Below are 21,792 nucleotides of genomic sequence, written 5' to 3'. Positions count from 1 at the left end.
TTATCTCCGCAGCACGACGATTTCGGCGCGCAAGTCCTGCGGCGCGTCCGGCCATTGCAGCGCGATGTTTTCGTCGCGCTCGACGGCATCCCACAGATCGCTCACCTGCTCGATCCGGAAATAGTTCGACGACGCGCGCCGCGGCATACCCTGCGGCGCGTTCGGCAGATGAATCAGCTCAAGCCCCGGCAGCGCGTGCGCGACGAGACGCCGGACATCGGCGGCATTGGCGAGACGCGCGTCGTGCAGCGCGCCGTCGACGACTTGCGCGGCGGGCTGATCGGTGCGCAGCACGAGATAGAAGCGATTGCGGCGGTCGAAGAACGCGCGCGGCAATTCGCCCGCGAACATGCCGTCACGATAGTCGAGCACCGCGAGATGCTCTGGCCCGATGGCGATCTCGCCGAGCAGAAAGCCGATCAGCGCCTGCGCGCGCGAGAAGCAGTTGTAGAGATCGGTGTGATCGTAGGCGGGCAGGCCGGGCGTGCCGTCGGCGGCTTCGCCGAGCATGTCGAAGCGCTCGGAAAAGGCGCTCAGTTCGCCAACCAGCGCGCGCAGCTCGCCGTACACATGCCACGGATGCACGCCCGGCGTTTGCGTCAGATGCACGAGATTGGGCGCGGCGCGCGAGAGCGTGCGCATCGCGAGGAGCAGCATCATGTAGCCGGGATCGAACTCGGCTTTCTGCAATTCGCGCGGATTTTTGAATTCCTGCAGATGATGCGCGCGGCCGACGACATCGTCGCGAATCTCGCGCACGATGCGCAGCAGCGTGTCCGACCCGGCGAGCGCGTAACCCGGCGCGATGAAGCGCTCCGAGAGCGTCACCGTGTCGCCGATGCGCGCGAGCTGCGCGATCGGAATCAGATCGTACTGGCCGAGATTGGCCGTCTCGCCTTCGAAAAACACCTTCAGCACGTGCAGCAGCGTGTGCACGGGCGCTGCGGGACCATCCGAATGCAGATCGGGCACGTCCGCCGGGTTCTGCAGGCTCGCGTAGCGCGTCGGCGCGGCGGCGGCATCATCGGCGGAGGCGCACATCGTCACGTTGTTGCCTTCGGCGGCCAGCTTGCGCACGCCGAGATACACGGTCAGCGCGCGGCCCTCGCCGATGGACGCGGCATCGAACGAACGCGGCGCGAGCACCGCGTTGCCCGGAAACTCGACGTACGTCCGATCCGGAAACACCAGCTTCGCCGAGCGCACCTCGATCGTCTGGCTGGCGATGGCGCCCGTCGCGATATCGAGCGCGCCCGCGCCCCAGAAATGCGGCAAGCCGGTCTCGACGACAGGCTTGATGCGGAATTGTTCGTGCAGCGCCGCCAGTTGAAAATGCTGGGGCTGCATGAACATGCCCTGATACCAGTAAACGCCCTTGTTGTGGTCCATTTGATCGAAGTCGATGTGCTAGTTGCTGACTTTGCGCAGGGGCGTGTCTTGCGTGCTGGCCGCGCCGACGGCGCCGGTCGTCGCGCCGGCGCCGGAGGCCGCCGCCGCGCTGCCGCTGAGACGGATTTCCTTGCCGCCGCCGTCGAGTTGCTGCGCGCGCGCGAGCGTTGCGGCGTCGGGACCGCCCGGCTCTACTTCGGCGTTCAGGATGCCCTGCGCACCGAGGTTGAGCCGCACGACGAGCGATCCTGGCAGCTTGGTGTGCGTGCGAAAGATGAAACCGGTCGTCTTCGTGACGACGGGTACGTCGAACTGGCGCGCCGCGTTGGCCGTGGCGAACTGCGCATAGCCCGCGACGAGCCCGATCGAGCGCGTGTTCTGCGCACGATCCAGAATCAGATAGGAATGCTGGCCCGGCGCGACGACGTAGCGCGAGAACTGCGCGAAGGTCGGCGGCACCTTGCCGGTGGCCATCGTTTCGGCGAGCGCGTTCGGGTCGGCGGCGAGATTGCGGAAGGCTTGCGCGTCGGCGGTTTCGTAGATGCCGAGCAGCAGCGTGTGCGACTGGCCGTCGAACTGGTTGAGACCCGGATCGGCCGCGATCTCGAACAGCACCGAATCGGTGGCGTAGCTCCAGACGACATCCGCGAGCGGGTCTTTCGGCGGCGAACTGCCGCAGCCGCCCAAGGCGAGCGCGACGCCCGCGAGCGCCATCACACGGCGCATTCCGTTTGCGCTTTGTCCGCCGCTGCGTGCGGCATGCTTGCTGGTTACAGGTACAGCCATTGCCGGTGCCCCATTCGTTTGCCGTCGAGCGTTACTTGCTGCCGCACATTCTCCGGATATTGCCGCGCGCTCATACGGCGATAAAAGGCGACTTTCCGGCCTTATTCGGCGGCTTCGAGATGCTTGACGGGAGCGGAGGCAAGGGCATCACACCAGCGGCAAAATAGTCGCGCTGGCTTCGCTGTCTTCCGTGTAGGGCATGAAAAGAATAGATTCGGGCGTGCCTTTCACACGCGCGTAATAGGCGTCGTCCGGGCCGAGCCGGTTGCGCACCGCCCACGCGATGAATTCGCGCTCGCCGACCTTAAGCGTCAGACCTTCCTGCGCATACTCCAGCACGGTCTTTTCCGGCAGCTTGCCGCGCGGGCCGACCGCCTGAAAATCGATCGTCGCGCCGCCGCCGTGCACGCCGAACACGACGCCGCTCCACTCGCCCGCGCGCGGACCGAGCGCGAACCACTGGCCGAGCTGCTCCTCGCCGACCACTTCGACGCGGTAATCCAGCGCCTCGCCCGCCTTCGCCATGTTCGCGCGCGCGACGATCTTCGCCGGCCACGCCGCGTTGCTCTCGACCAGCACGGTCGCGTGACCGAGCATCGGCGGGACCTCGGCGATGTCCGTCATCCCCGACAGCGCCACCGGAAAGCCCGCGCCCCGCGACTCGCGCAGGCTCGCCGCGAACACCGACAGGCCGTAGCGCACCGAAGGTTTCGCGAGCGCGGCGTCGTCGGCGAGGATCAGCCAGAGGTCGGCGCGGGCGGCGTTCAGCGCGTCGAGTCCGGCGCGCCACGCGAGTTTTTCGGGTTCGTCGACCCAGAAATGGCCCTGCGTAGCGAGGCCGTAGCGCTTCAGCACCTGGGACAGCGCGGCGACGCGCGCGCCGGCCTTTTCCTTGTCGAACGCGGTGATCCAGACGGTTTTCGTGCTCATGCCGATAGTTCCTTTCGATGACTGCGTCAGACCGCGGGCGGCCTGAACGTCAGAAGAGTGCGGTCGATGTTCGAGCCTTCGACGCTCGCGAGCGTCGGCCGGGCGTCTTCGAAATCGACGCCATAAAGGTTCGCGCGCGTCAGAAAGGTGCCCTGAAGCGTGGCGAGCCGCAGCGAACCCTTGAACAGGTCGATGCCGCTCAAATCCGCGCCCGACAGATCGGCGCGCGAGAACTTCGCCCCTTTCGCCGATGCGCGCCGCAACGTCGCCGTGCGCGCCGCGGCGCGGCTCAGGTCGGCGTTGTCGAGGTTCGCTTCGTCGAGCGCGGCGGCGGTCAGTTGCACCCCTTCCCAGCTCGCGCCGGTAAGACGCGCGCGCGTCAGCCGCGCGCGTTCGAAGCAGGTTTGGGCGTCGGCGCGGGAAGGGCTCAGCTCGGCTTCGGCGAAGTTCGCTTCGGGCGCCTGCGTGCCCTGAAAGTCGGCGTGCGCGCAGCGTGCTTTCGCGAAGTTGCCGCGCGCGACCGTGCTGCGCTCGAAGCTCGCTTGCGTGAGGATCGCGGCGGCGAAGTTCGCGTCGTCGAGCGCGCAGCCGATGAACTGCGCCCGCGCCGCGTTGCAGTTCGATGCGTTCACGGCCGTCATCGACGCGCCGTCGAACTGTGCGCCGCTCACGTCGGCGTCTTCGAGTCGCGCGCCGGAAAAGTCGCCGCCGGTGAAATCGCCGTCGGTCAGCTGCGCGCCGCGTAAATTGGCGTTCGCGAAACAGCCTCCGCCGCCGCTCGTCTGCGCGAGCCGCGCGCGATGCAGGTCGGCATCGGTGAAATCGGTTTGCATCAGCAGCGCCTGGGAGAAGTCCGCGCCTTCCAGACGGCTTTTCGCGAACGACGTCTCGTGCAGCAGCGCGCCTGAGAAATCGGCGCCGCACAGATCGAGCGCGGAAAGATCGATGCCCGACAGATCGCAGCCCGCGAAGCTCGAACGCGCCGCGTGCATCGCGATGACGGTTTCGCGCGTGAGCAGGGCTTGCGCGGGCGGCGAGGACGGCTCGCCGACAGCCGGCAGCGGCAGCGATGGCGCGGCTGGCACGGCAAGCGCGGCGAGATCGAGTTCGGGCAGCGCGCCCGACGGCATCGGCTCGGCGGCGATCACGGCGAGGCCCGGCTGGTTCGCGGCCCACGCGCGGGCATCGTTTTCGGTGAGGCCGGCGCGCCTCAGCGCGGACTGCGTGTGCGCATCGAGATCGCGCAGCAGCGACGGCAGCGCCGCGCCGTTGCCGCTCGCGGGCGACGGCGTGTCCATCCGCCGGAGGAACGGCGCGACATCGGCGCCGGTCAGGTTGTGCTTTTGCATCAGCGCACGCGTCGCGGCGTCGAGATCGTCGGCCATCTTGTCGACTTCGGCGAGCGTCGGCGCGGGCCCCGGCTGCGCGGACGGCATGAAGCGCGCGAGCTCCTGCTCGCCGATGCCGTGCTTCGCCATCAAGGCGCGCGTTTGCTGCTCCAGTTGCGCGGCCATCGCGTCGACCTCGGCCAGCGCGGGCGATGGCGCGGCGGCGGCCGCCGCGCCCGCTGGCGCGGACGACACCGGCGCGGCGGGCGCGGCGGACGTGGACTGTGCATCGGCTTGCATCGCCGCCAGTTCGCCGCCGTCCTCGACCAGCGCCTGAATGCGCGCGCGATAGTGCTCGAAGGACAGCGGCGCGGCGTCCATCGATTCCCACTCGGCCATCAGATGCGATACGTCGAGCGCGTCGGGATCGGCGACATCCGCGAGCGCGCGATACAGCACGATCCCGCGTTCGAGTTCCGGAAAGAGCCACACGGTTTCCGCGTGCGCCGCCACTTCGCGCAGCGTGCCCTGCCCCGGCTTGCCGGCGTGCACGAAGCAGCGCGCGCGCAGGCGCGGCAGGTTGCCCTTCAACATCGGCTGGCGGGCGTGCATACCCTGGATTTCGAACGCTTCGTCACCTTTTAGAAAGCCGTCGAGCCATTGATCCTGCGGCGCGCTCATGAAGTATTCGAGACGCGTATCGGCGGGCAGATGCGGCCAGTCGGTCGCGAGCCAGCGCTGGTCGCACTTGCCGAGATAGCGCTGACGCTGCGGCGCGTCGATCGCGAGTCCCCAGAAGCCCGCCGGCGCGACGCGCTGGCCGCGTTCAATAAGCCTCTGCCCCTCGCTCTCGACGTTCGGCAGCGGCCAGATTCCACGGCCATCGGGCCCGGCGACGGCCGCGCTGCCTTTGCCGCGCGGGTTGTCCGCGCAATCCGGCCCGCCGAACGCGGTTTCCGGCACGACCGGCATACGCGCATACGGCTTCGGCGCGCCCGGCATCCCGAGCGCGCCGAATTGCCGCTCGCCGCTCACGATGAGCGATTTCGCCAGCCCGCCGATACGCACCGCGATGCGCTGCTCGCTCACCTCGCGGCCTTGCGGCGCGTGCGCCGCGCCGTACACCTTGAACTCGGCGCGCGGCTTGGCGTTGCCTTCGTCGAGCAGGACATCGGCGCCGAGCGCATCGGGCACGGCCTGCCACATGTCGGCCTCGGGCAAGAGGTTCGCGAGATCGCTGCGGGCGAAATCGAAATAGCCCATCATCGCGACGGCCAGCAGATTGCGCCGGTTCAAGCGATACGCGCGATACATGAGCGCCAGCTCGGCGGGTTTGAAGACCTTCATCGCGTCAGTCCTTCAGCCCAGTTGCACCGGCTTGCCGCCGGCGTACAGCTTTACCCCCGCCGGCGTGCACTTCAGGCCCGACTGGTTCTGGAAGGCGAAGACCGCCTGGTCCGACTTGAAACCCAGGCCGCTCGTGCCGCCGGGCAATGCGATGCGGATCTTGTCGTTGGAGACGAGCAGCGTCGCTTCGCCCGCCGTCGTCTTGACCGAATCTTCCGAAATCGCGACGGACACCTTCTTGGCCGGGTCCGTCGCGAGCGTGAGCTGCGTCGGCTCGACCTTCACGCTCGCGTTGCCCGATACCGCTTGCACCGCCTGCGGCGATTCGATCTTCGCGCCCGCCGTCGACAGCGTCACGGTGCCTTTGCCGCCACCGGTCTTCTCGAACGACAGCACGCTCGATGTTTCCGTCATCGCCAGTTCGCCGGTGGCGGAGGTCGCCCACGTATGCTTGATCTGCGAGACCGAGGTATCGGCGGCGACGGCATCGACTTCCACCGCGAAGCCCAAGGCGTTCACCACCGGCGCCGGGCTCGCCGCGCCCGGCTTGCTCACCTTCATGACGATGCCGTTGCGGTCCATCTCCATCGTGCTCGCGTGCGTGTTCGTCGCTTTTTCGAGCGTCTCCGCGACACCGCTTGCATAGTGCTGCATCAATGCCTGCACCAGCACGTCCACCGCCGCCGAGCCGAGCGAATCGACCAGTGCCGCGTCGCGGTTCTCGTCGCTGCCGTACTCGGTTTCGCCGTCGCCGTTGGTCTTCAGCAATTTGGTGGCGACCGATGCCGCGATCGCGCTGTTCGCGGCCAGGGTCGCGAGAACCGCCGCTTTCACGCGCGTCTTCGTCTTGTCGATCAGCGTCGTATAGATCGGGGCCAGACCGCCCTGAAACTTGACCTTGTCGCTCGCCTTCTCGGTGACGGTCTTCTTGAGGCTCACCGATTCGGCGCAATCGTCGAGTTCGATGCTCCGGCCGAGCTTCCAGCTCACTTCCGCGCTCGCCGCAAAGCTGGTCGCTATGCCGATCGTGTAGTCGCTCGTAACGCCCGCCGCCAGCGAACTGTTGACGGACAGCGAAATATCGTTTTTCGCGCCGACGGTCAGCGAATTGTCGACGCCCGCGGTCATCGACTGCGAACTGCCCTTCGTCGCCACGAAAAAGCCGCTCGACGCCGCCGAGTAGCCGACCGTCATCCGGCTTTCCTGATACGGCGATTCGAGCGTGATCGATTGCTTGCCGCGCGTATCGTCGATGCTGACGACGTTGTCGCCCGCCGTGCGGATCAGGTTCTCCGCCGCGTTTTCGCTCGTGACGACGCTCTTGTTCGCCGAGTTCGGCACCGCGTTGGTGATGACGGGCTGGTCCGGATCGCCATCCGTGAAGGACAGCAGCACTTCCGCGCCCTTCAGCAACGGGAAATCCATGCCGTAGCCGCTGCCCGCGTAGGGCGAGGCCATGCGCACGCGCGCCGAGCCCTTGTTCGGATTCTTGTCGGTGAGATCGAACGGCAGTTGCACCTTGTACTGGCCGAATTCGTCGAGGTCGGCGTAGGTGGGATCGTCGCTTTCGGCGTCGATGGTCGCCGTCATCGTGCCGGGAATGCGCGGCTTTAGCGTCACGCGCTCGGCGCGGAACTGCACGTTCGAGGCGATCGCGCGAAAGCTGTTGCTGTATGTGGTTTCGCCGCCCGCGCCGGCATCGCCTTCGGCGCCGCGCGCGCCCGTCAGCAGCGCGCCGGCCTGCGAGCCGCGATGATGAATCTCCGTCAGCAGATATTCGGCGTTGAAATCGTCGCGATAATGCCCGGCGAGCTTCATGAACGCGCCCGCGCGCAGCCCGACCGCCGTGCCTTCGCCCGAATACACGCGCCCGGCGCAGAAGATTTCCTGCGCGCGCAAGGTCGCGTAACGCGCGCCTTCGGTTTCGTCACGGAAATTTTCGCCGTAGATCATCACCTGGCCGCGGCCCTGTTCCGACACGGTCGCCGTCGCCTTCAGCGCCACCGCCGCCTTGCGATGATTGAAGTCCTGCAACAGCACTTCCTTCGGCAGCGGCTTCGCGCGCAACATGAAGTTGCGCACCGCGTCGCGCGCGAGGCCGATGTTCATGCGATCGTCCGGCCGATACACCAGCGGCAGCAAGGCCGATGCGCTCTTGTCGAGCATCAGCGTATCGTCGACGACGACGAGCTTGTCCTGACCGCTCGCGTGATCGAAGCAGAAGTACATGCCTTCGTGCTCCATCCAGCGCGACAGAAACTCCAGATACGTTTCCTCGAACTGGCAGACGAAGCTGCGCGTGCGATACGTGCCGGTCAGCCTGAATTCGAAATCGTTGGTCGTGAGGCCGCCGTTCTTCAGCACGGTCTTGAGCGTATCGGCGATCGTCTGCTCGTCGAGATACACCTCGGAAATGCGCGACAGCGACAGGTTCCAGACGCGCGGCACCAGCACGGCGCGATAGAACACGTAATCGTCCGCGTGATGCATCTGCTCGAACTCGGCGAGGATGCCGTGATACGGCGTCGACGTGTCGCCGTCGGGGCCGTGGATGGTGAAGGTGGCCGGATGCGCGAGCATCGCGTCGAAATCGACCGAAGCATCGTCCGATACGAGCGTCAGCGTGAAGCGAAACGGCTGCGAGAGCGCCTCGAAGCCTTCCATCTCGACGACCTGAAACGCATAGGCGCTGCCCGTGCCCTTGCTGGCGGTCGTGCTGAAATCGAAGCGCCGGTTGGCGAGCACCTGGCTGGACAGCATCTCCATCATTTTCCCCTGTTCGTCGCGCGAAACCGCGCGCTCAACTCATGATCATCACGACGGGCTGGCTCGGCGCCAGCACGCTGCCGACGGTATTGCCGCCGTTCTGTCTGGTCGTGTCGCCGAGGCGCACCGCGAAATTGCCTTCGAACTTGACGACCTGGCTGCTCATCACGAACTCGGTTTCGCCCATCATCGAACCCGAGGCGACGCCGCCGTTCGCGCCCGCCTGATCGCCGTTCGACATCGGAATCTTCGACGCCTTCGTGAGCGCGGGCATCCCGCGCACCATCACTTTCAGCGTGGCCGGATTGCCCATCATCGGCATGGCGATGTTGGGGTACGGCACCGGCACCGGCGGCGCGGGCGGCGCGGGTGTGAGGCACGTGTCGGGCATACCCATGCATTGCCCGTTTTCCTTGGTCACGGCGAACATCGCTGGCTCCTTGTCGCGTGTGTGTCAACCGAGATCGATCTTTTCGCCGTCGATCTTCACGTGCCCTTGCGCGAGCACGCTGGCATCGCGGGCGGTCACGTGCAGGCGCTCTTGCGCCTTGATACGCACGCGCCCCGCGCGCGTTTCATCGACCTTTTCGATCCAGCGGAAGCTGTCGCGCGCCTTCTGCACGAGCCGTCCGACCGTCGATGTCACCTGCTTCGCCACGCTGCTGACGATGCCCAGGCGCGCATGAACCTCGCCGATCGACGCATCCAGACGATGCAGGCGCATCTCGCCGTGCAAGGCTTCCATGCCGATCGCGGGCGCTTGCATCGACACGGCGTCCGTCGCCTTCAGGTCGATGCGCGCCGCTTCTATCCGCACATCGCCGTGCGCCATATGCAGCGCGACGCCGCCCGGCAGCAGCAGTTGCGCGCTGTGCGCCGATGCGCGCGCCAGCAACGCGACGATGTACGCCGCCGCATTCACGCCGACCGCGCCGCCACGGCTGACGAGCACCGTGTCGCCGCAATCCGGCTCGATGAGGCAGCTATCGGCGCGCAGCGCGCGATCCACGGATGCATCGGCGGCGCTGACGAAGAACCATTTATCCGCGCGGCCCGTGACGGTCGCGTACGTGAAACCGGCGGCCTGCTCGTGTCCGGCGCGTGCGTGAGTTTGCAGACTGCTCTTCATTTCCTGACTCGATTGGCTCGTTAAGTAAGACGCTCAGGCGGCGCGCCACTGCTCGGCGCGCGCGAGCGCTTCGTCGGTCTTGCGCGCGGTCTTCAGATTCGCGCCGTCCCAGCGGGCGTTCGTCTGCCCGATCGCGTGGACGTTCGTGTTGCTCAAATCGGCGCGCGACAAATTCGCGTCCGATAAATCCGCGTGCGACAGATCGCATTCGATCAGCCGCGCCCCGATCAGCGATGCGCGCGGCCAGCGGCTCGAATGCAGCATCGATTGCGTCCACTGGCTCGCATCGGCGCGCGCCGCGCTGAAATCCGCGCCGCTCGCATCCGACATGACGAAGCTCGCGCCCGCCAGATCGGCTTGGGCGAGCCGCGCGCCGATCAACGCGGTGTACGTGCCGCGCACATCGGCGAGCGACGCGCCTTCGAGCCGCGCGTTCATGAGGCTCGTGCGATCGAGCGCCGCGCCGCGCAGATCGACGCCCGCGAGATCGGCGTCGTTGAGGATCGCCATCGTCAGGTCGCACGTTCGCAAATCCTGCTTCGTCAGCAGGCAGCCCGCGAAGAACACGTTGCAGAGCGTCGTCCCGGCGAAGACGGCGCTCGTGAAGTCCATGTTGATCGCCGTGAGGCGCGTGAGGTTCGCGCGCGAAAAATCGGTCTGCGTGAAGCTGCATTCGTGCATATCGGCGCGAACGAAGCCGGCCTGAACGAACGCGGTCCGCGTGAAATCGCAGGCCGCGAAATAAGCCATCTCGAAGTTCGCGGCCTGCGCCGTCGCGCCGCTCAGATTCGCCCGCGCGAACGACACGCCCGCCGCGCTCACGCCCGACAGATTCGCGCCCGACAGATCGCACGCTTCGAAATCCGCATCGGCGAGCGTCGCGCCGGCGAAGTTCGCGCCCGCGAGCTTCACGTTGCGAAAGCGGCACGCCGACAAATCCTGCCCGGACAGATCGATGCCGCAAAGATCGGCATCGTCGATCATCCTGTCGCCCGCCAGCGCCGCCGCCAACTGTTCCTTGCTCAAGCCGTTTCCTCTTGTCGTTCGTGCATTCTCGAAGCCAGTTTGCGGGCGCCCGGCTTCCATCGTGTTTCAGCCGGACGCCCGCGCGTTACCGATGTAACTTCAGCCCGGAAAACTCACGACGAAATCGCCTTCGTCGTTCACATCCAGCGCCACTTCCGGCAACGCCGCGCCTTCGCCCATGCGCGTGAGAATTTCCTGCGACATCAGCGGCAGCACCGTGCCACGCAGAATGAAGTCGATGTTGCGCGCGCCCGTCTCCACTTCCGTGCAGCGCGCGGCGATCTGCGCGACGACGGCATCGCTGTACGTGAAACGCATCTTGTTGTTATGCGCGACGCGCCGCACGATCTTGTCGAGCTTGAGACGCACGATGCCCGCGAGCGCATCGGTGGCGAGCGCGAAGTACGGAATCACCGTCATGCGCGCGAGCAGCGCGGGCTTGAAGTGGTTCGACAGAATCGGCCGCACGGCGGAAAGCAGCGTGGCGGCGTCGGGCTTGTCGTCGCCGGCGGTCATTTCGGTGATGACATCCGTCGCCAGATTCGACGTGAGGAAGATCACCGTGTTCGAGAAGTCGATCTCCTTGCCCTCGCCGTCCGACAACATGCCCTTGTCGAACACCTGATAAAACAGGTTCATCACGTCGAGATGCGCCTTTTCGACTTCATCGAGCAGCACGACCGAATACGGGCGCTGGCGCACCGCTTCGGTCAGCACGCCGCCTTCGCCATAGCCGACGTATCCCGGCGGCGAACCGATCAGGCGGCTCACGTTGTGCTTCTCCTGGAACTCGCTCATGTTGATGACGGTGGTCGACTTTTCGTCGCCGAACAGGATGTCCGCCACCGACAGCGCCGTCTCCGTCTTGCCGACGCCCGACGGCCCCGCGAGCAGGAACACGCCCATCGGCTGCTCGGGATCCTTCAGGCCGGATTTGGCGGTCTTCAGCACTTCGGCGATCTGATCCATCGCGTGATCCTGACCGCGGATGCGCGCCTTCAGCGTGTCGGCCATGCGCATTACGCTCTGCGCCTGATCGCGCAGCATCTTGCCTACGGGAATGCCGGTCCAGTCCGAAATCACGCGCGCGACCACGTCCGGATCGACGTCGATATGCACGAGCGGCTGGCTGCCCTGCGCCGTTTTGAACGTCTCGGCGGCGGCCGCGATGGCATCGGAGAGCGTTTGCAGCACATCAGCCGATGCGCCTTCGGCCTTCGCGCGATGCCGCGACGCACGCGCGTCGAGCAGCGCGCGCGCCGCTTCGCGCTGACGTTCCCAGACGGCGCGCAGGTCGTCCGCTTGCGCGCCGAGTTTCGGCAGTTCCGCGTCGATTTCGGCGAGACGCGCGAGATCGACGGGCTGCTGGTTGTCGGCATCGCGTTCGAGACCGTTCTTTTCGCGCTGCAACGCCTGAATGCGGCGCTCGGTGTTTTCGAGCACGTCGGGCTTCGCGCTTTGCAGGACCTTCACGCGCGCGCAGGCGGTGTCGAGCAGATCGACGGCCTTGTCCGGCAACTGACGGCCCGTGATATAGCGGCTGGACAACTCGGCCGCCGCGACGATCGCGTCGTCGCGCAGCACGACCTTGTGCACGTCCTCGTACTTCGCCTTCAGGCCGCGCAAGATGAGCACGGCGGTATCGAGATCCGGCTCGTCGAGCTTGACGAGCTGGAAGCGCCGCGCGAGCGCCGCGTCCTTTTCGAAATACTTCTTGTATTCGGCCCACGTCGTCGCCGCGATGGTGCGCAGCTCGCCGCGCGCGAGCGCCGGTTTCAGCAGGTTGGCGGCGTCGGAGGTGCCCGCCTGACCGCCCGCGCCGATCAGCGTGTGCGCTTCGTCGATGAACAGAATGATCGGTTTCGCCGATGCCTTCACTTCCGTAATCACGCCCTTCAGGCGGTTCTCGAACTCGCCCTTCACGCTCGCGCCCGCTTGCAGCAGGCCCATGTCGAGACCGAGGATGGTCACGTCCTTCAGCGAATCGGGCACATCGCCTTCGACCACGCGCAGCGCCAGTCCTTCGACGACCGCCGTCTTGCCGACGCCCGGATCGCCGACGCAGATCGGATTGTTCTTGCGGCGGCGCGCGAGGATATCGACCATCTGGCGGATTTCGGCATCGCGGCCGAACACCGGATCGAGCTTGCCCGCGCGCGCCTTCTCCGTGAAGTTTTCGCAGAAGCGCGCGATGGCGCTGCCGTCGCCGCTTGCCGCCGCCGATGCATCGCCCGCGCTCTCGCCGATCGCTTCGCGCGTGCCCGCTTCGACGGAGCCGCCGCAGACGCTATCGAACGAGCGGATCAGCGTTTCGCGGTTGAGCGCGCGCAGCGGCGCGGCGTAGTCGCCGGTCGCGTAATAGGTCGGGCGCGCGAGAAACGCGAGCAACGCCGCGCCGGAGCGGATGCGCGGCTCCTGCATATCCACCGATGCGATCAGCCACGCGTCCTGCAGCATTTCCAGCAGCAGCGGCGAGAACGCGGGACGGCCCGCGTTGCCCGTCTTCATCTGTTCGAGCGACAGGTTGATCGCGCGCTGCACCAGCGCCGCATCGACGTCGTGCTGGCGCAGCAGCAGCGCGATATCGGCCTGATGGTTTTCGAAGAGCTTGACGAGCAGATGCTCGACCGTGATCTCGTAATGACCGCGCGATACGCACAGCCCGACGCCGTCTTCGAGCGCCTGTTTGCAAAAGCCGTTGAGGCGGCCCACCAGGGGCTTCAGTTCGACCAGCAGCATGTTTGTGTTCCTCTTAGTCTTGCAGCAACGGCCAGCAAATGGTTAGAGAGAGTAGTGAACCCGGGTCGGCGACTTCGCCTCGCCGGGATTGAGCCAGGTGTCGAAACCGAGCCGCGACCACGCGCCGCGTCCCAGGCGCGCGGTGCCGGCGTCTTCGTGGCGCAGTTCCAGTTCGACATCGACGTCGAGCGGATCAGTCAAGTAGAAGCGCGTGAAAAAGCGCAGACGCGCGTGCGCGCTTCCGCCCGGCAGCATCTGATGAAACAGTTTTTGCGGCACGTCCGCGAATTCGATGCGAATCGCGCCTTCGTGATCGTCGATTTCAGCGCCGAGCCACGCGTCTTCGCCGAGGCGGCTTTGCTGCCGTCCCAGTTGCCAGCGCTGATCGGCGGGAATCGGCACCGCGCGCATCACGCCGCAGATCACCTTGACATCGGCGGGCGCGAAGGCGTCGGCGAGCAGGGTTTTCAGGCCGAGCGCCGAGCGCGGCCGCTGATTGAGCAGGCCCGCGTAGCGCAGCAGTTCGGCGCTGCCGGGCAAGAGATCGGCGCGCAGGTCCGGATCGTGCAGGCCGACGAACGCATACAGCTGATTGAGCGACGCCTCGTGCCGATCCTCGACGATGCGCTGCTCGACGCGGTACTTGGCCCACGCGTCGAAGAGCAGCGGATACATCGCGTAATGCACGACGTCGAGAAAGTCGCGCGTGACGTGATGGCCTTCGCGCTCTTCCTCGAAGAGATCTTCGGTGTAATAGGTCGGCAGCGGCGAGGCGACGCCGTACAGGCCGAAGAAGTTCGCCGTGATGCGATAGCCGCCCGACGGCATCGACTCGATACGGTCGATGTCGTTCTCTGGAAAGCCGAGCCCGAGCCGCGGGCGAACGCGCAGGTTTTCCTGATTCAGCCCCGTATGGCGGTCGTACAGGCGCAGCAGCCGGATCGCCTGGAAGTAGGAATACTTCTCACCGTTGGTGAGAAGCAGCGCCTTCACAGCATCGGCTGTTGTCCGAGTCTCGGCGGCCATTTGAATACGGTTCCGGAAAGCGTGTCTTCGAGTTCGACGCGCGTATAGGCATTGATGCCGGCGTAATCGCCGAGGAAGCGTTCGATCATGCAGCCGAACAGATACAGGTCGCCGATACCGGCGTAATGGTCCTCACGGCAACGAATGCGGATCAACTGGCCGCGCTGCATCCCGCCGCGCCCGACGAGACGCGACTCGCGCGTGGCCGTCACATCGACGATGCCTTCGATGCGGCGGCGATTCGACTGCTCCTGCCCTTGCCGTCCGTTGAACACGTACAGGCCGAGCATCTTGCGCAGGTTTTCCGCGCTCGCGAGCGACAGCAGATTCAGCGACACGTGCGATAGCAGGCACCACAGCAGTTCCTCGCCCGCGGGCGGGTCCTGCGCGGGCGTGATCGCGCGGATGTTGGTAAAGCTCATCTGATCGGGCGACGTGCTCGTCGGCACGTTGATGTCGCCCGGCTTGAGACCTTCGGGCAATGCGCGATTCGTGCACGTGACGCGGATCGACAGCGTTTCCGGCAGCGGCGTTTCGGAAGGCGGATAGTTGAGCGACAGATACACGTCGCTGCCGCGTTCGACGTTCGCGCTCTTCAACGTCGTGCGATAGCTCAGTTGCGCGCCGCGTCCGTCGTGGCGGAACATGCTGAACGGCTGATACACGCGCTCCTGCGCGCGGCCCTGCTGATAGCCGAGCACCTGGTCGACGGAATACACCTGAAAGTGCCGGCGATCGCGTCCTTCGGGATTCACGCGATATTCGGTCGCGCGATGATCGTGCGTGATCGGATCGGCGACATGCGAGAACACGTTGACCGCCGGGACCACGTTGAGCATCAAGCTGCCGGTGTCGAGTTCGGGCATCCAGCCATGCAGGCCGTCGAGCGTCATGACGATGCTGAAGCTCGAGCCGCTCGCATTCGCGGTCCAGCGCTCGAGCCCGGCGATATCGATGAAGAGAAACTTTTCCGGTTGCGTGAAGAATTCCTGGATCGTGCGATAACCGCTCGAAGCATGACTCGGATAGCCGATGAGACCCGCGTCGAAGCCGCTCGTGCGCAGGCTTTTCGCGCCGAGCGACAGGCGCTCGCCGCTGCCGCCGGAGATGCGCACGTCGGTCACGTGATTCATCAGCAGCAGAAGCAGTTTCGATGCATCGACATAGCCGCCGCTCAGGAACAGGCGGATCGAATCGCCGTTCCATTGCGCGATGCTCAGGCCGCCTTCCATTTCGAAGTCGATCATCAGCACCGGCGCCGTGCCCGCGTGACTCAGCAGATTGACCCCGGCGATGCGCAGCGGCTCGACGTCGAGATCGCAGCTCGTGCGAAAGCGGCACGCGGTGCCATCGACCGGTACGGAGGCGAGCTCGGTGCCCGCCGCGACCCGCGATGCGCCCGTACGCGGACCCTTCGCGGTGAAGCCGATCAGCGTCGAAGCCGGCACCGGCCGCAGATAATGCGGGAACAGCAGATTCGTGAGTTCCTGAACGAACTCGGGGAACTGGTCGTCGAGTTTCTGGCGCGTGAGGCCGTTGAGAAACGCGACGCCTTCGAGCAGACGCTCGACATCCGGATCGGCCGACGTGCCGGACAGCATCGGCGCGGTGGCGGGGTTCGCGAGCGCGAACTCACCGGCCAGGCCCTTCAGCTTGTTCAGCTCATCCTGATAGTATCGATTGAACATGCTTCACCGACTCGGCGGCACCCGGAAGAAAAAGGTTTTGACGATGCGATCAGCCGACGCTCACGCGGCCGTTCGCGCCCACGGTCGTCGAGATGCGCAGCGGAATTTCGCGGTCGTCCACTTCGAGCGAACCTTCGAGCGAGAAGCGGATGGACAGCACATCGGTTTCCTGACGATTGAGCGTGACGCGCGGTGACTTAATACGCGGTTCGTAGCGCACCACCATCCTGCGGATTTCTTCTTCGATCTCGCGCGTGGAACCCATCGCGGTGGTGCCGGCAAGGTTGGTGAAATCGGGCACGCCGAAAAGCGGATCGATCTGCACGCTGCCCTGCCGCGTGTTGAGCAGGCGGCTCAGGTGGCTCATCACCGAGTCGAGCAGAACGTCGACCTGGGTTTCGTTGGAGCGCTGCTCGCCCGCATTCCAGGTGGCGATGCGCTCCAGCAGCCGACGTTCTCTCACCTCGCCTCCTGCCTGCTACGTTCAGGACTTCGGCGCGAGCCAGGAATCTTCGGCTTCGATGCCATCCGGATCGAACGTCCACGTGATCTTCTCGTACGTGAACGAGATGTCTTCCATGTGGCCCATCTGCTTGTTCTCCGGCGACAGGCAGTTCGGCGTCCACGACTTCATGTTCGTCAGAATCGCGTTGGAGAGCTTCACGGTGTAGTACTTCTCCTCCGTGCCCTTGGGCGAAATGCGGTAGAACTCGAGCGTCACGTCCTTCATCTGCTCGCCCGACGTCAGCGCCTGGAACAGCTTCGGCGACGACTTGTCGATTTCCTTGGTGAGCGTCATCGGCAGATGCACGCGCTTGCCGGTGGGCAGGCCCGTTTGCGGGCTCTTCGGGATTTCGATGGTGTGATCGACGGCTTGCACGAGGATCTTTCCTTCGTGACCTTGAACCTTGGTCGAGCCTTCGATCTTGCCTTGGTTCTGGCCTTCGAGGGTGAGGTAGCACGGCATCGGCATGATATTTCCCCTAATGGGTAGCACTCTGTTTGGATGTCGGAGCGGCGCGATCTCTGATGAAGCGCCGCCTCCGGTTTTTTGCTCAGCTCTTGTTTGCGCTGCGCATGTTTCACATGTTGCAGAAGGCCCGTTACCGCCTGGTTTCAGTTCCTCCGCGCTGCGTTACAGATGAAACACGCCCTGCGCCACGACGCTTCAATGCTTATTTTTTGTCCAGCTTGCCGACGAGCGACAGCGTGAACGACGCGCCCATGTACTTGAAGTGCGGACGCACCTTCAGGTCCACGCGATACCAGCCCGGATCGCCTTCGACATCGGCCACGACGATCTCCGCCTGACGCAGCGGACGACGGCTGCGCACGCCTTCGGCGGGGTTGTCCATGTCCGCGACGTACTGGCGAATCCACGTATTGAGTTCGCTTTCGAGATCGACGCGCTCTTTCCATGTGCCGATGTTCTCGCGCTGGATCACCTTGATGTAATGCGCGAGGCGGCTCACGACGAACATGTACGGCAGTTGCGTGCTCAGCTTGTAGTTCAGCTCGGCGTCCTTGCCTTCCTTCGTGTTGCCGAAGAACTTCGGCTTTTGCGCCGAGTTCGCCGAGAAGAACGCGGCGTTGTCGCTGTTCTTGCGCATCGTCAGCGCAATGAAACCCTGCTCGGCAAGTTCGAACTCGCGACGCTCGGAGATGAGCACTTCGGTCGGAATCTTGTTCTGCAGCTCGCCCATAGATTCGTACGTGTACACCGGCAGATCGCCGACCGTGCCGCCGCCTTGCGGTCCGATCACGTTGGCGCACCAGCGGTAATCGGCGAAGCTCGACGTCAGGCGCGAAGCGAACGCGAACGCCGCGTTGCCCCACAGGAACTGGCTGTTGCCGCCCGAGACGTCTTCCTTGTAGTTGAACTTCTTGGCGGGCACGGTATCGGCGCCATACGGCACGCGCAGCAGGAAGTGCGGCAGCGTGAGGCCGACGTAACGCGCGTCTTCCGACTCGCGGAACGCGTTCCACTTGACGAACTGCGGACCTTCGAAGATCGACGACAAGTCCTTCAGGTTCGGCAACTGGTCATAGCTGTCGACGCCGAAGAAATGCGGACCGGCCGCGGCAATGAACGGCGCATGGCTCATCGCCGAGACGCTCGCCACGTTCTGCAGCAGCTTGACGTCCTGCGTGCCCGGGCCGAACTCGTAGTTCGCGACGATTGCGCCGAACGGCTGGCCGCCGAACTGGCCGTATTCGGCCGTGTAGAGATTCTTGTAGAGACCCGAGTTGGTGATGTCGGCGGCATCCTCGAAGTCTTCGAGAAGCTTGCCCTTGCTCACGCTCAGCAGTTGAATCTTGACGTTCTCGCGGAAGTTGGTGCGGTCCACGAGGAACTTGAGCGAGCGCCACGCCGATTCCATCTTCTGAAAGTCGGCGTGATGCAGGATCGCGTCGACCTGCGCGCACAGCTTCTGGTCGAGGTCAGCGATCATGCTGTCGACCGTTGCCTGCGTGATGCGCTCGACCGCGTTCTGCGGCTCCAGCAACTGGCCGATGAAGGCCTGAATGCCCTGGCGCGTGATCGAATACGCTTCGTCGCCCGGCTTGATGCGCGCCGACTCGATCAGCTGGTCGAGCAGCGAAATGCTCGCGTCCGCTTCCGGCGCGGCGGTGGCTGCCTGTTCTTTTTCCATGTCGCTCATGTCACTTTTCCTCGATGCCGAGTTCGCTCATCAGACGCGCGCGCACGCCTTCGTCTTCGATCAGTTCCTGAACCCGCTTGCGGAAATCGGGAATGTTGCCGAGCGGTCCCTTCAGTGCCTTCAGTGCATCGCGCAGGGCGATCATCTGACGCAGTTCGGGCACCTTCTCGACGATCGCGTCGGGCGAGAAATCGTCGACGGACTCGAACTTCAGGTTCATCGCGATCTTCGCTTCCGGGTCGGCGTTCGCTTCGAGGCGGTTCGGCACCGCGAGATCGAGCGAGAGCTTCTGGCCCTTGAGCACTTCGTTGAAGTTGTCCTTGTCGACGTTGACCGGCTTCATTTCCTCGATCGGCGTTTCGTCGTCGCGCAAGGTGAAGTCGCCGAGTACCAGCAATTTGAGCGGCAACTCGACTTCCGCCTTGGCATCTCCGGTGGCCGGACGATACACAATATTGACCCGCTCCTTCGGAGCCACTGAACCGTCAGATGCCATGCCTACCCCCTAACCCAATACCAAAAGTGTTGATGAAAAATCAGGCCGCTTTGTTAGCGTCGCAGCGCGGTGGCGCGTGAATGTCGCTTGAGTCGCACGATCGTTCGCGAAAGCTGGCGCATCGGCGTCATCGCGTGCTGCTGGCGACACGGAACGATCTCATGCCGTATCGCCGGTCATTGCCGCAAAGAGAACCGGGTTCGGGGTTCTATTCGTGCCTTAGGCATAAAACCCGCGTGATACGCTGACTTTCCTGTCGCTGAGGGCATTAACGACCGCGTTCGCAAATTCTTGAAGGCGTTTCGATGCTCAAGGATTTTTTATTTCTGCCGTCAACAATCGGAGCGTCATCGAACGACGCGACATGCCTCGACACAGGCAGGCCGCCATATCGCCCTTACGTGAGAAACCATTGTGGCAAACCAGTATGAAGTGCAGGGCGACGTGCTCATCGTGAGCCTCGAGGGCGCGCTGAACAGCACGAACGCGGCGCAGGTCGAAGCGGAAATCCAGCGCCAGCTCGATCAGGGCCTGAACCAGTTGCTTTTCGATCTGAGCGCGCTCGGCTATATCTCCAGCGCGGGACTGCGCGTCGTGCTGATCGCGGCGAAGCGTCTCAAGCAATCCGCCGGACGGCTCGTGCTCTGCGGTATGCACGACCAGATCCGCGAAGTCTTCGAGATCAGCGGATTTCTCAACATTCTCAACGTCACCGATACGCGGGCCTCCGCGCTCGAACGCTTCGACGAAGTGGCGTGAATCCCGCGTGTTTCATTCGTAACCTGGGCGCGTTTTTCTGAAACGCGGCGGTAACGGCGCGCACCCAGAATTCATCCCATGCACAGAACGAACTGCGCACAACCAACGAACAACTGGAGAACAAATCATGCCGATGCCCTGCTACCTCACGCTCGAAGGCCAGAACCAAGGCAAGATCGAAGGCTCGAACAAGGTTCGCGGTCACGAAGGAAAGATCCTCGTGCAAGCCGTCGATCACACCATCGAAATCCCGAAGAGCCCGCAGACGGGCCTGCCCACCGGCAAGCGCGTGCATGGCGCGATGACGCTGACCAAGGAAATCGACAAGTCGTCGCCGAAGCTGTTTCAGGCGCTGGCGTCGGGCGAGCAGATGAAGGACGTGACGCTCGAGTTCTATCGCATTTCGCCCAAGGGCACGGAAGAGAAGTACTACACCGTGAAGCTGTCGAACGCGATCCTCACGAACATGCAGTCGTGGACGCCGAACTGCCTGTCGCTCGAAAACAAGCAGATGGGTCACATGGAGAATCTGTCGTTCACGTACGAGAAGATCACCTGGACGTACGAACCCGACGGCATCGAAGCCGAGGATTCGTGGCTCGCGCCGAAGGCTTGAGCCGGATCGATCCATCGCGGTAAGCAAGGCCGCCTCGTCATCGAGGCGGCCTTTTTGTTTGCGGTTTCGAGCGCATGTTTCATCCGTAACCTGAGCCGGCTTTTCTGAAACTTCACCGTAACGGCTGACGCGCAGAATTCATCCCATGCACAGAACGAACTGCGCACAACCGACAAACAACCACTGGAGAAGAATCATGCCGATGCCCTGCTACCTCGCCCTCGAAGGCCAGAACCAAGGCAAGATCGAAGGCTCGACCAAGGTTCAAGGTCACGAAGGAAAGATCCTCGTGCAAGCCGTCGATCACACCATCGAAATCCCGAAGAGCCCGCAAACGGGCCTGCCCACCGGCAAGCGCGTGCATCTGCCGATGACGCTCACCAAGGAAATCGACAAGTCGTCGCCGAAGCTGTTCCAGGCGCTGACGTCGGGCGAGCAGATGAAGGACGTGACGCTCGAGTTCTACCGCATTTCGCCCAAGGGCACGGAGGAGAAGTACTACACCGTGAAGCTCTCCAACGCGATTCTGACGAACATGAAGTCGTGGACGCCGAACTGCCTGTCGCCGGAGAACAAGCAGATGGGCCACATGGAAGACATCTCGTTCACATACGAGAAGATCACGTGGACGTTCGATCCGGATGGCATCGAAGCCGAGGATTCCTGGCTCGCGCCGAAGGCTTGATCGAATGACCCGACGTGCAGGCCGCCTCACATGAGGCGGTCTTTTTTGTTTGCACGAGAAAAGGAAGAGCGATCAGGCGGTAAGCGCTGCCATCGCCGCCGCGCGATCGTGCACTATGCGAAACAGCGAATCGAAGCCGATCACCTGAAACACCTCGTGCACCTGTGGCAGCAAGCCGGCCAGCACCAGATCGTGTCCCGTGCCGCGGGCCGCCTTCGCCGCCTTCAGCAAGACGCGCAAGCCGGCGGAGCTCACATACTGCACGTCGCTCATGTCGAGCAGCACGCGGCGGCTCGCCTGCACGCGCTCCGGCAACACGTCCTCGAGCTGTTTCGACGTCGTGCTGTCGATGCGTCCTTCCACGGCGACCACCAGCACGTCGCCTTCGCGGGTTTCATTGATATTCATCGGGTTCCTCG

19 protein-coding genes are annotated in these 21,792 nt (G+C 64.4%); 3 read left to right on the top strand and 16 right to left on the bottom strand.

What is annotated here, in order from left to right; all coding sequences use genetic code 11:
- The 15 genes from tssK to tssB form a co-directional block, all read right to left on the bottom strand.
- On the bottom strand, positions 1-1,389 hold the full coding sequence (gene tssK, locus NCR38_RS33205; RefSeq protein WP_250478491.1) for a type VI secretion system baseplate subunit TssK: 1,389 nt from the start codon (positions 1,387-1,389) through the stop codon (positions 1-3).
- A gap of 18 nt (positions 1,390-1,407) precedes the next feature.
- Positions 1,408-2,175 carry a type VI secretion system lipoprotein TssJ gene (gene tssJ / locus NCR38_RS33200; RefSeq protein ID WP_250478490.1) on the bottom strand — a complete coding sequence of 256 codons (768 nt, stop codon included), beginning with the start codon at positions 2,173-2,175 and terminating at the stop codon, positions 1,408-1,410.
- 147 nt (positions 2,176-2,322) lie between these two features.
- A complete protein-coding gene (locus NCR38_RS33195) occupies positions 2,323-3,105 on the bottom strand; it encodes a hypothetical protein (protein ID WP_250478489.1) in 783 nt (260 codons plus the stop codon).
- Positions 3,106-3,131: 26 nt separating this feature from the next.
- Positions 3,132-5,780, bottom strand: coding sequence for a DUF2169 domain-containing protein (locus tag NCR38_RS33190; RefSeq protein WP_250478488.1), 2,649 nt, complete (start codon positions 5,778-5,780; stop codon positions 3,132-3,134).
- 12 nt (positions 5,781-5,792) lie between these two features.
- The gene (locus NCR38_RS33185) at positions 5,793-8,549 is read right to left on the bottom strand and encodes a type VI secretion system Vgr family protein (protein WP_250478487.1); all 2,757 of its coding nucleotides are present in this window, start codon (positions 8,547-8,549) and stop codon (positions 5,793-5,795) included.
- A gap of 31 nt (positions 8,550-8,580) precedes the next feature.
- Positions 8,581-8,976, bottom strand: coding sequence for a DUF4150 domain-containing protein (locus tag NCR38_RS33180; protein WP_250478486.1), 396 nt, complete (start codon positions 8,974-8,976; stop codon positions 8,581-8,583).
- Positions 8,977-9,000: 24 nt separating this feature from the next.
- Positions 9,001-9,675, bottom strand: a complete 675-nt coding sequence (locus NCR38_RS33175) for a DUF3540 domain-containing protein (RefSeq protein ID WP_250478485.1) — start codon at positions 9,673-9,675, stop codon at positions 9,001-9,003.
- Positions 9,676-9,708: 33 nt separating this feature from the next.
- On the bottom strand, positions 9,709-10,701 hold the full coding sequence (locus NCR38_RS33170; protein ID WP_250478484.1) for a pentapeptide repeat-containing protein: 993 nt from the start codon (positions 10,699-10,701) through the stop codon (positions 9,709-9,711).
- Positions 10,702-10,800: 99 nt separating this feature from the next.
- On the bottom strand, positions 10,801-13,440 hold the full coding sequence (gene tssH, locus NCR38_RS33165) for a type VI secretion system ATPase TssH (protein ID WP_250478483.1): 2,640 nt from the start codon (positions 13,438-13,440) through the stop codon (positions 10,801-10,803).
- A gap of 42 nt (positions 13,441-13,482) precedes the next feature.
- Positions 13,483-14,466 carry a type VI secretion system baseplate subunit TssG gene (gene tssG / locus NCR38_RS33160; protein WP_250478482.1) on the bottom strand — a complete coding sequence of 328 codons (984 nt, stop codon included), beginning with the start codon at positions 14,464-14,466 and terminating at the stop codon, positions 13,483-13,485.
- Positions 14,430-16,154: a type VI secretion system baseplate subunit TssF gene (gene tssF, locus NCR38_RS33155; RefSeq protein WP_250478481.1), complete on the bottom strand. Its 1,725-nt coding sequence runs from the start codon at positions 16,152-16,154 to the stop codon at positions 14,430-14,432. Before tssF ends, tssG begins: the two co-directional genes overlap by 37 nt.
- A gap of 49 nt (positions 16,155-16,203) precedes the next feature.
- Positions 16,204-16,617: a type VI secretion system baseplate subunit TssE gene (tssE, locus tag NCR38_RS33150; protein ID WP_250478480.1), complete on the bottom strand. Its 414-nt coding sequence runs from the start codon at positions 16,615-16,617 to the stop codon at positions 16,204-16,206.
- Positions 16,618-16,638: 21 nt separating this feature from the next.
- A complete protein-coding gene (locus NCR38_RS33145; protein WP_250478479.1) occupies positions 16,639-17,127 on the bottom strand; it encodes an Hcp family type VI secretion system effector in 489 nt (162 codons plus the stop codon).
- Positions 17,128-17,329: 202 nt separating this feature from the next.
- Positions 17,330-18,817 (bottom strand): type VI secretion system contractile sheath large subunit, encoded by a 1,488-nt coding sequence (gene tssC / locus NCR38_RS33140; protein ID WP_250478478.1) that lies wholly within the window; start codon positions 18,815-18,817, stop codon positions 17,330-17,332.
- 1 nt (position 18,818) lies between these two features.
- Entirely contained in the window at positions 18,819-19,313 is a 495-nt protein-coding gene (gene tssB / locus NCR38_RS33135; protein WP_250478477.1) for a type VI secretion system contractile sheath small subunit, read from the bottom strand.
- A gap of 414 nt (positions 19,314-19,727) precedes the next feature.
- Here tssB and NCR38_RS33130 point away from each other — a divergent pair, with 414 nt between their 5' ends.
- From NCR38_RS33130 to NCR38_RS33120, 3 genes are all read left to right on the top strand, one after another.
- On the top strand, positions 19,728-20,072 hold the full coding sequence (locus NCR38_RS33130; protein WP_250478476.1) for an STAS domain-containing protein: 345 nt from the start codon (positions 19,728-19,730) through the stop codon (positions 20,070-20,072).
- 127 nt (positions 20,073-20,199) lie between these two features.
- Positions 20,200-20,688, top strand: a complete 489-nt coding sequence (locus NCR38_RS33125; protein WP_250478475.1) for an Hcp family type VI secretion system effector — start codon at positions 20,200-20,202, stop codon at positions 20,686-20,688.
- A 196-nt stretch (positions 20,689-20,884) separates the two neighbouring features.
- On the top strand, positions 20,885-21,373 hold the full coding sequence (locus NCR38_RS33120) for an Hcp family type VI secretion system effector (RefSeq protein ID WP_250478474.1): 489 nt from the start codon (positions 20,885-20,887) through the stop codon (positions 21,371-21,373).
- A gap of 72 nt (positions 21,374-21,445) precedes the next feature.
- Here NCR38_RS33120 and NCR38_RS33115 read toward each other — a convergent pair whose 3' ends face one another.
- Positions 21,446-21,781 carry an STAS domain-containing protein gene (locus NCR38_RS33115; protein WP_250478473.1) on the bottom strand — a complete coding sequence of 112 codons (336 nt, stop codon included), beginning with the start codon at positions 21,779-21,781 and terminating at the stop codon, positions 21,446-21,448.
- Between the last annotated feature and the right edge of the window lie 11 nt (positions 21,782-21,792).

The organism is Caballeronia sp. INML1, from assembly GCF_023631085.1.
GTDB lineage: Bacteria > Pseudomonadota > Gammaproteobacteria > Burkholderiales > Burkholderiaceae > Caballeronia > Caballeronia turbans.
The sequence above is the reverse complement of the archived record's forward strand: the minus strand, read 5'-3'. Positions and strand labels throughout refer to the sequence as shown.

Coding starts and splice junctions, on each gene's coding strand:
- tssK (WP_250478491.1), bottom strand. CDS start 1,389: ATGGACCACAACAAGGGCGTTTACTGGTATCAGGGCATGTTCATGCAG.
- tssJ (WP_250478490.1), bottom strand. CDS start 2,175: ATGGCTGTACCTGTAACCAGCAAGCATGCCGCACGCAGCGGCGGACAA.
- NCR38_RS33195 (WP_250478489.1), bottom strand. CDS start 3,105: ATGAGCACGAAAACCGTCTGGATCACCGCGTTCGACAAGGAAAAGGCC.
- NCR38_RS33190 (WP_250478488.1), bottom strand. CDS start 5,780: ATGAAGGTCTTCAAACCCGCCGAGCTGGCGCTCATGTATCGCGCGTAT.
- NCR38_RS33185 (WP_250478487.1), bottom strand. CDS start 8,549: ATGATGGAGATGCTGTCCAGCCAGGTGCTCGCCAACCGGCGCTTCGAT.
- NCR38_RS33180 (WP_250478486.1), bottom strand. CDS start 8,976: ATGTTCGCCGTGACCAAGGAAAACGGGCAATGCATGGGTATGCCCGAC.
- NCR38_RS33175 (WP_250478485.1), bottom strand. CDS start 9,675: ATGAAGAGCAGTCTGCAAACTCACGCACGCGCCGGACACGAGCAGGCC.
- tssH (WP_250478483.1), bottom strand. CDS start 13,440: ATGCTGCTGGTCGAACTGAAGCCCCTGGTGGGCCGCCTCAACGGCTTT.
- tssG (WP_250478482.1), bottom strand. CDS start 14,466: ATGGCCGCCGAGACTCGGACAACAGCCGATGCTGTGAAGGCGCTGCTT.
- tssF (WP_250478481.1), bottom strand. CDS start 16,154: ATGTTCAATCGATACTATCAGGATGAGCTGAACAAGCTGAAGGGCCTG.
- NCR38_RS33145 (WP_250478479.1), bottom strand. CDS start 17,127: ATGCCGATGCCGTGCTACCTCACCCTCGAAGGCCAGAACCAAGGCAAG.
- tssC (WP_250478478.1), bottom strand. CDS start 18,817: ATGAGCGACATGGAAAAAGAACAGGCAGCCACCGCCGCGCCGGAAGCG.
- tssB (WP_250478477.1), bottom strand. CDS start 19,313: ATGGCATCTGACGGTTCAGTGGCTCCGAAGGAGCGGGTCAATATTGTG.
- NCR38_RS33125 (WP_250478475.1), top strand. CDS start 20,200: ATGCCGATGCCCTGCTACCTCACGCTCGAAGGCCAGAACCAAGGCAAG.
- NCR38_RS33120 (WP_250478474.1), top strand. CDS start 20,885: ATGCCGATGCCCTGCTACCTCGCCCTCGAAGGCCAGAACCAAGGCAAG.
- NCR38_RS33115 (WP_250478473.1), bottom strand. CDS start 21,781: ATGAATATCAATGAAACCCGCGAAGGCGACGTGCTGGTGGTCGCCGTG.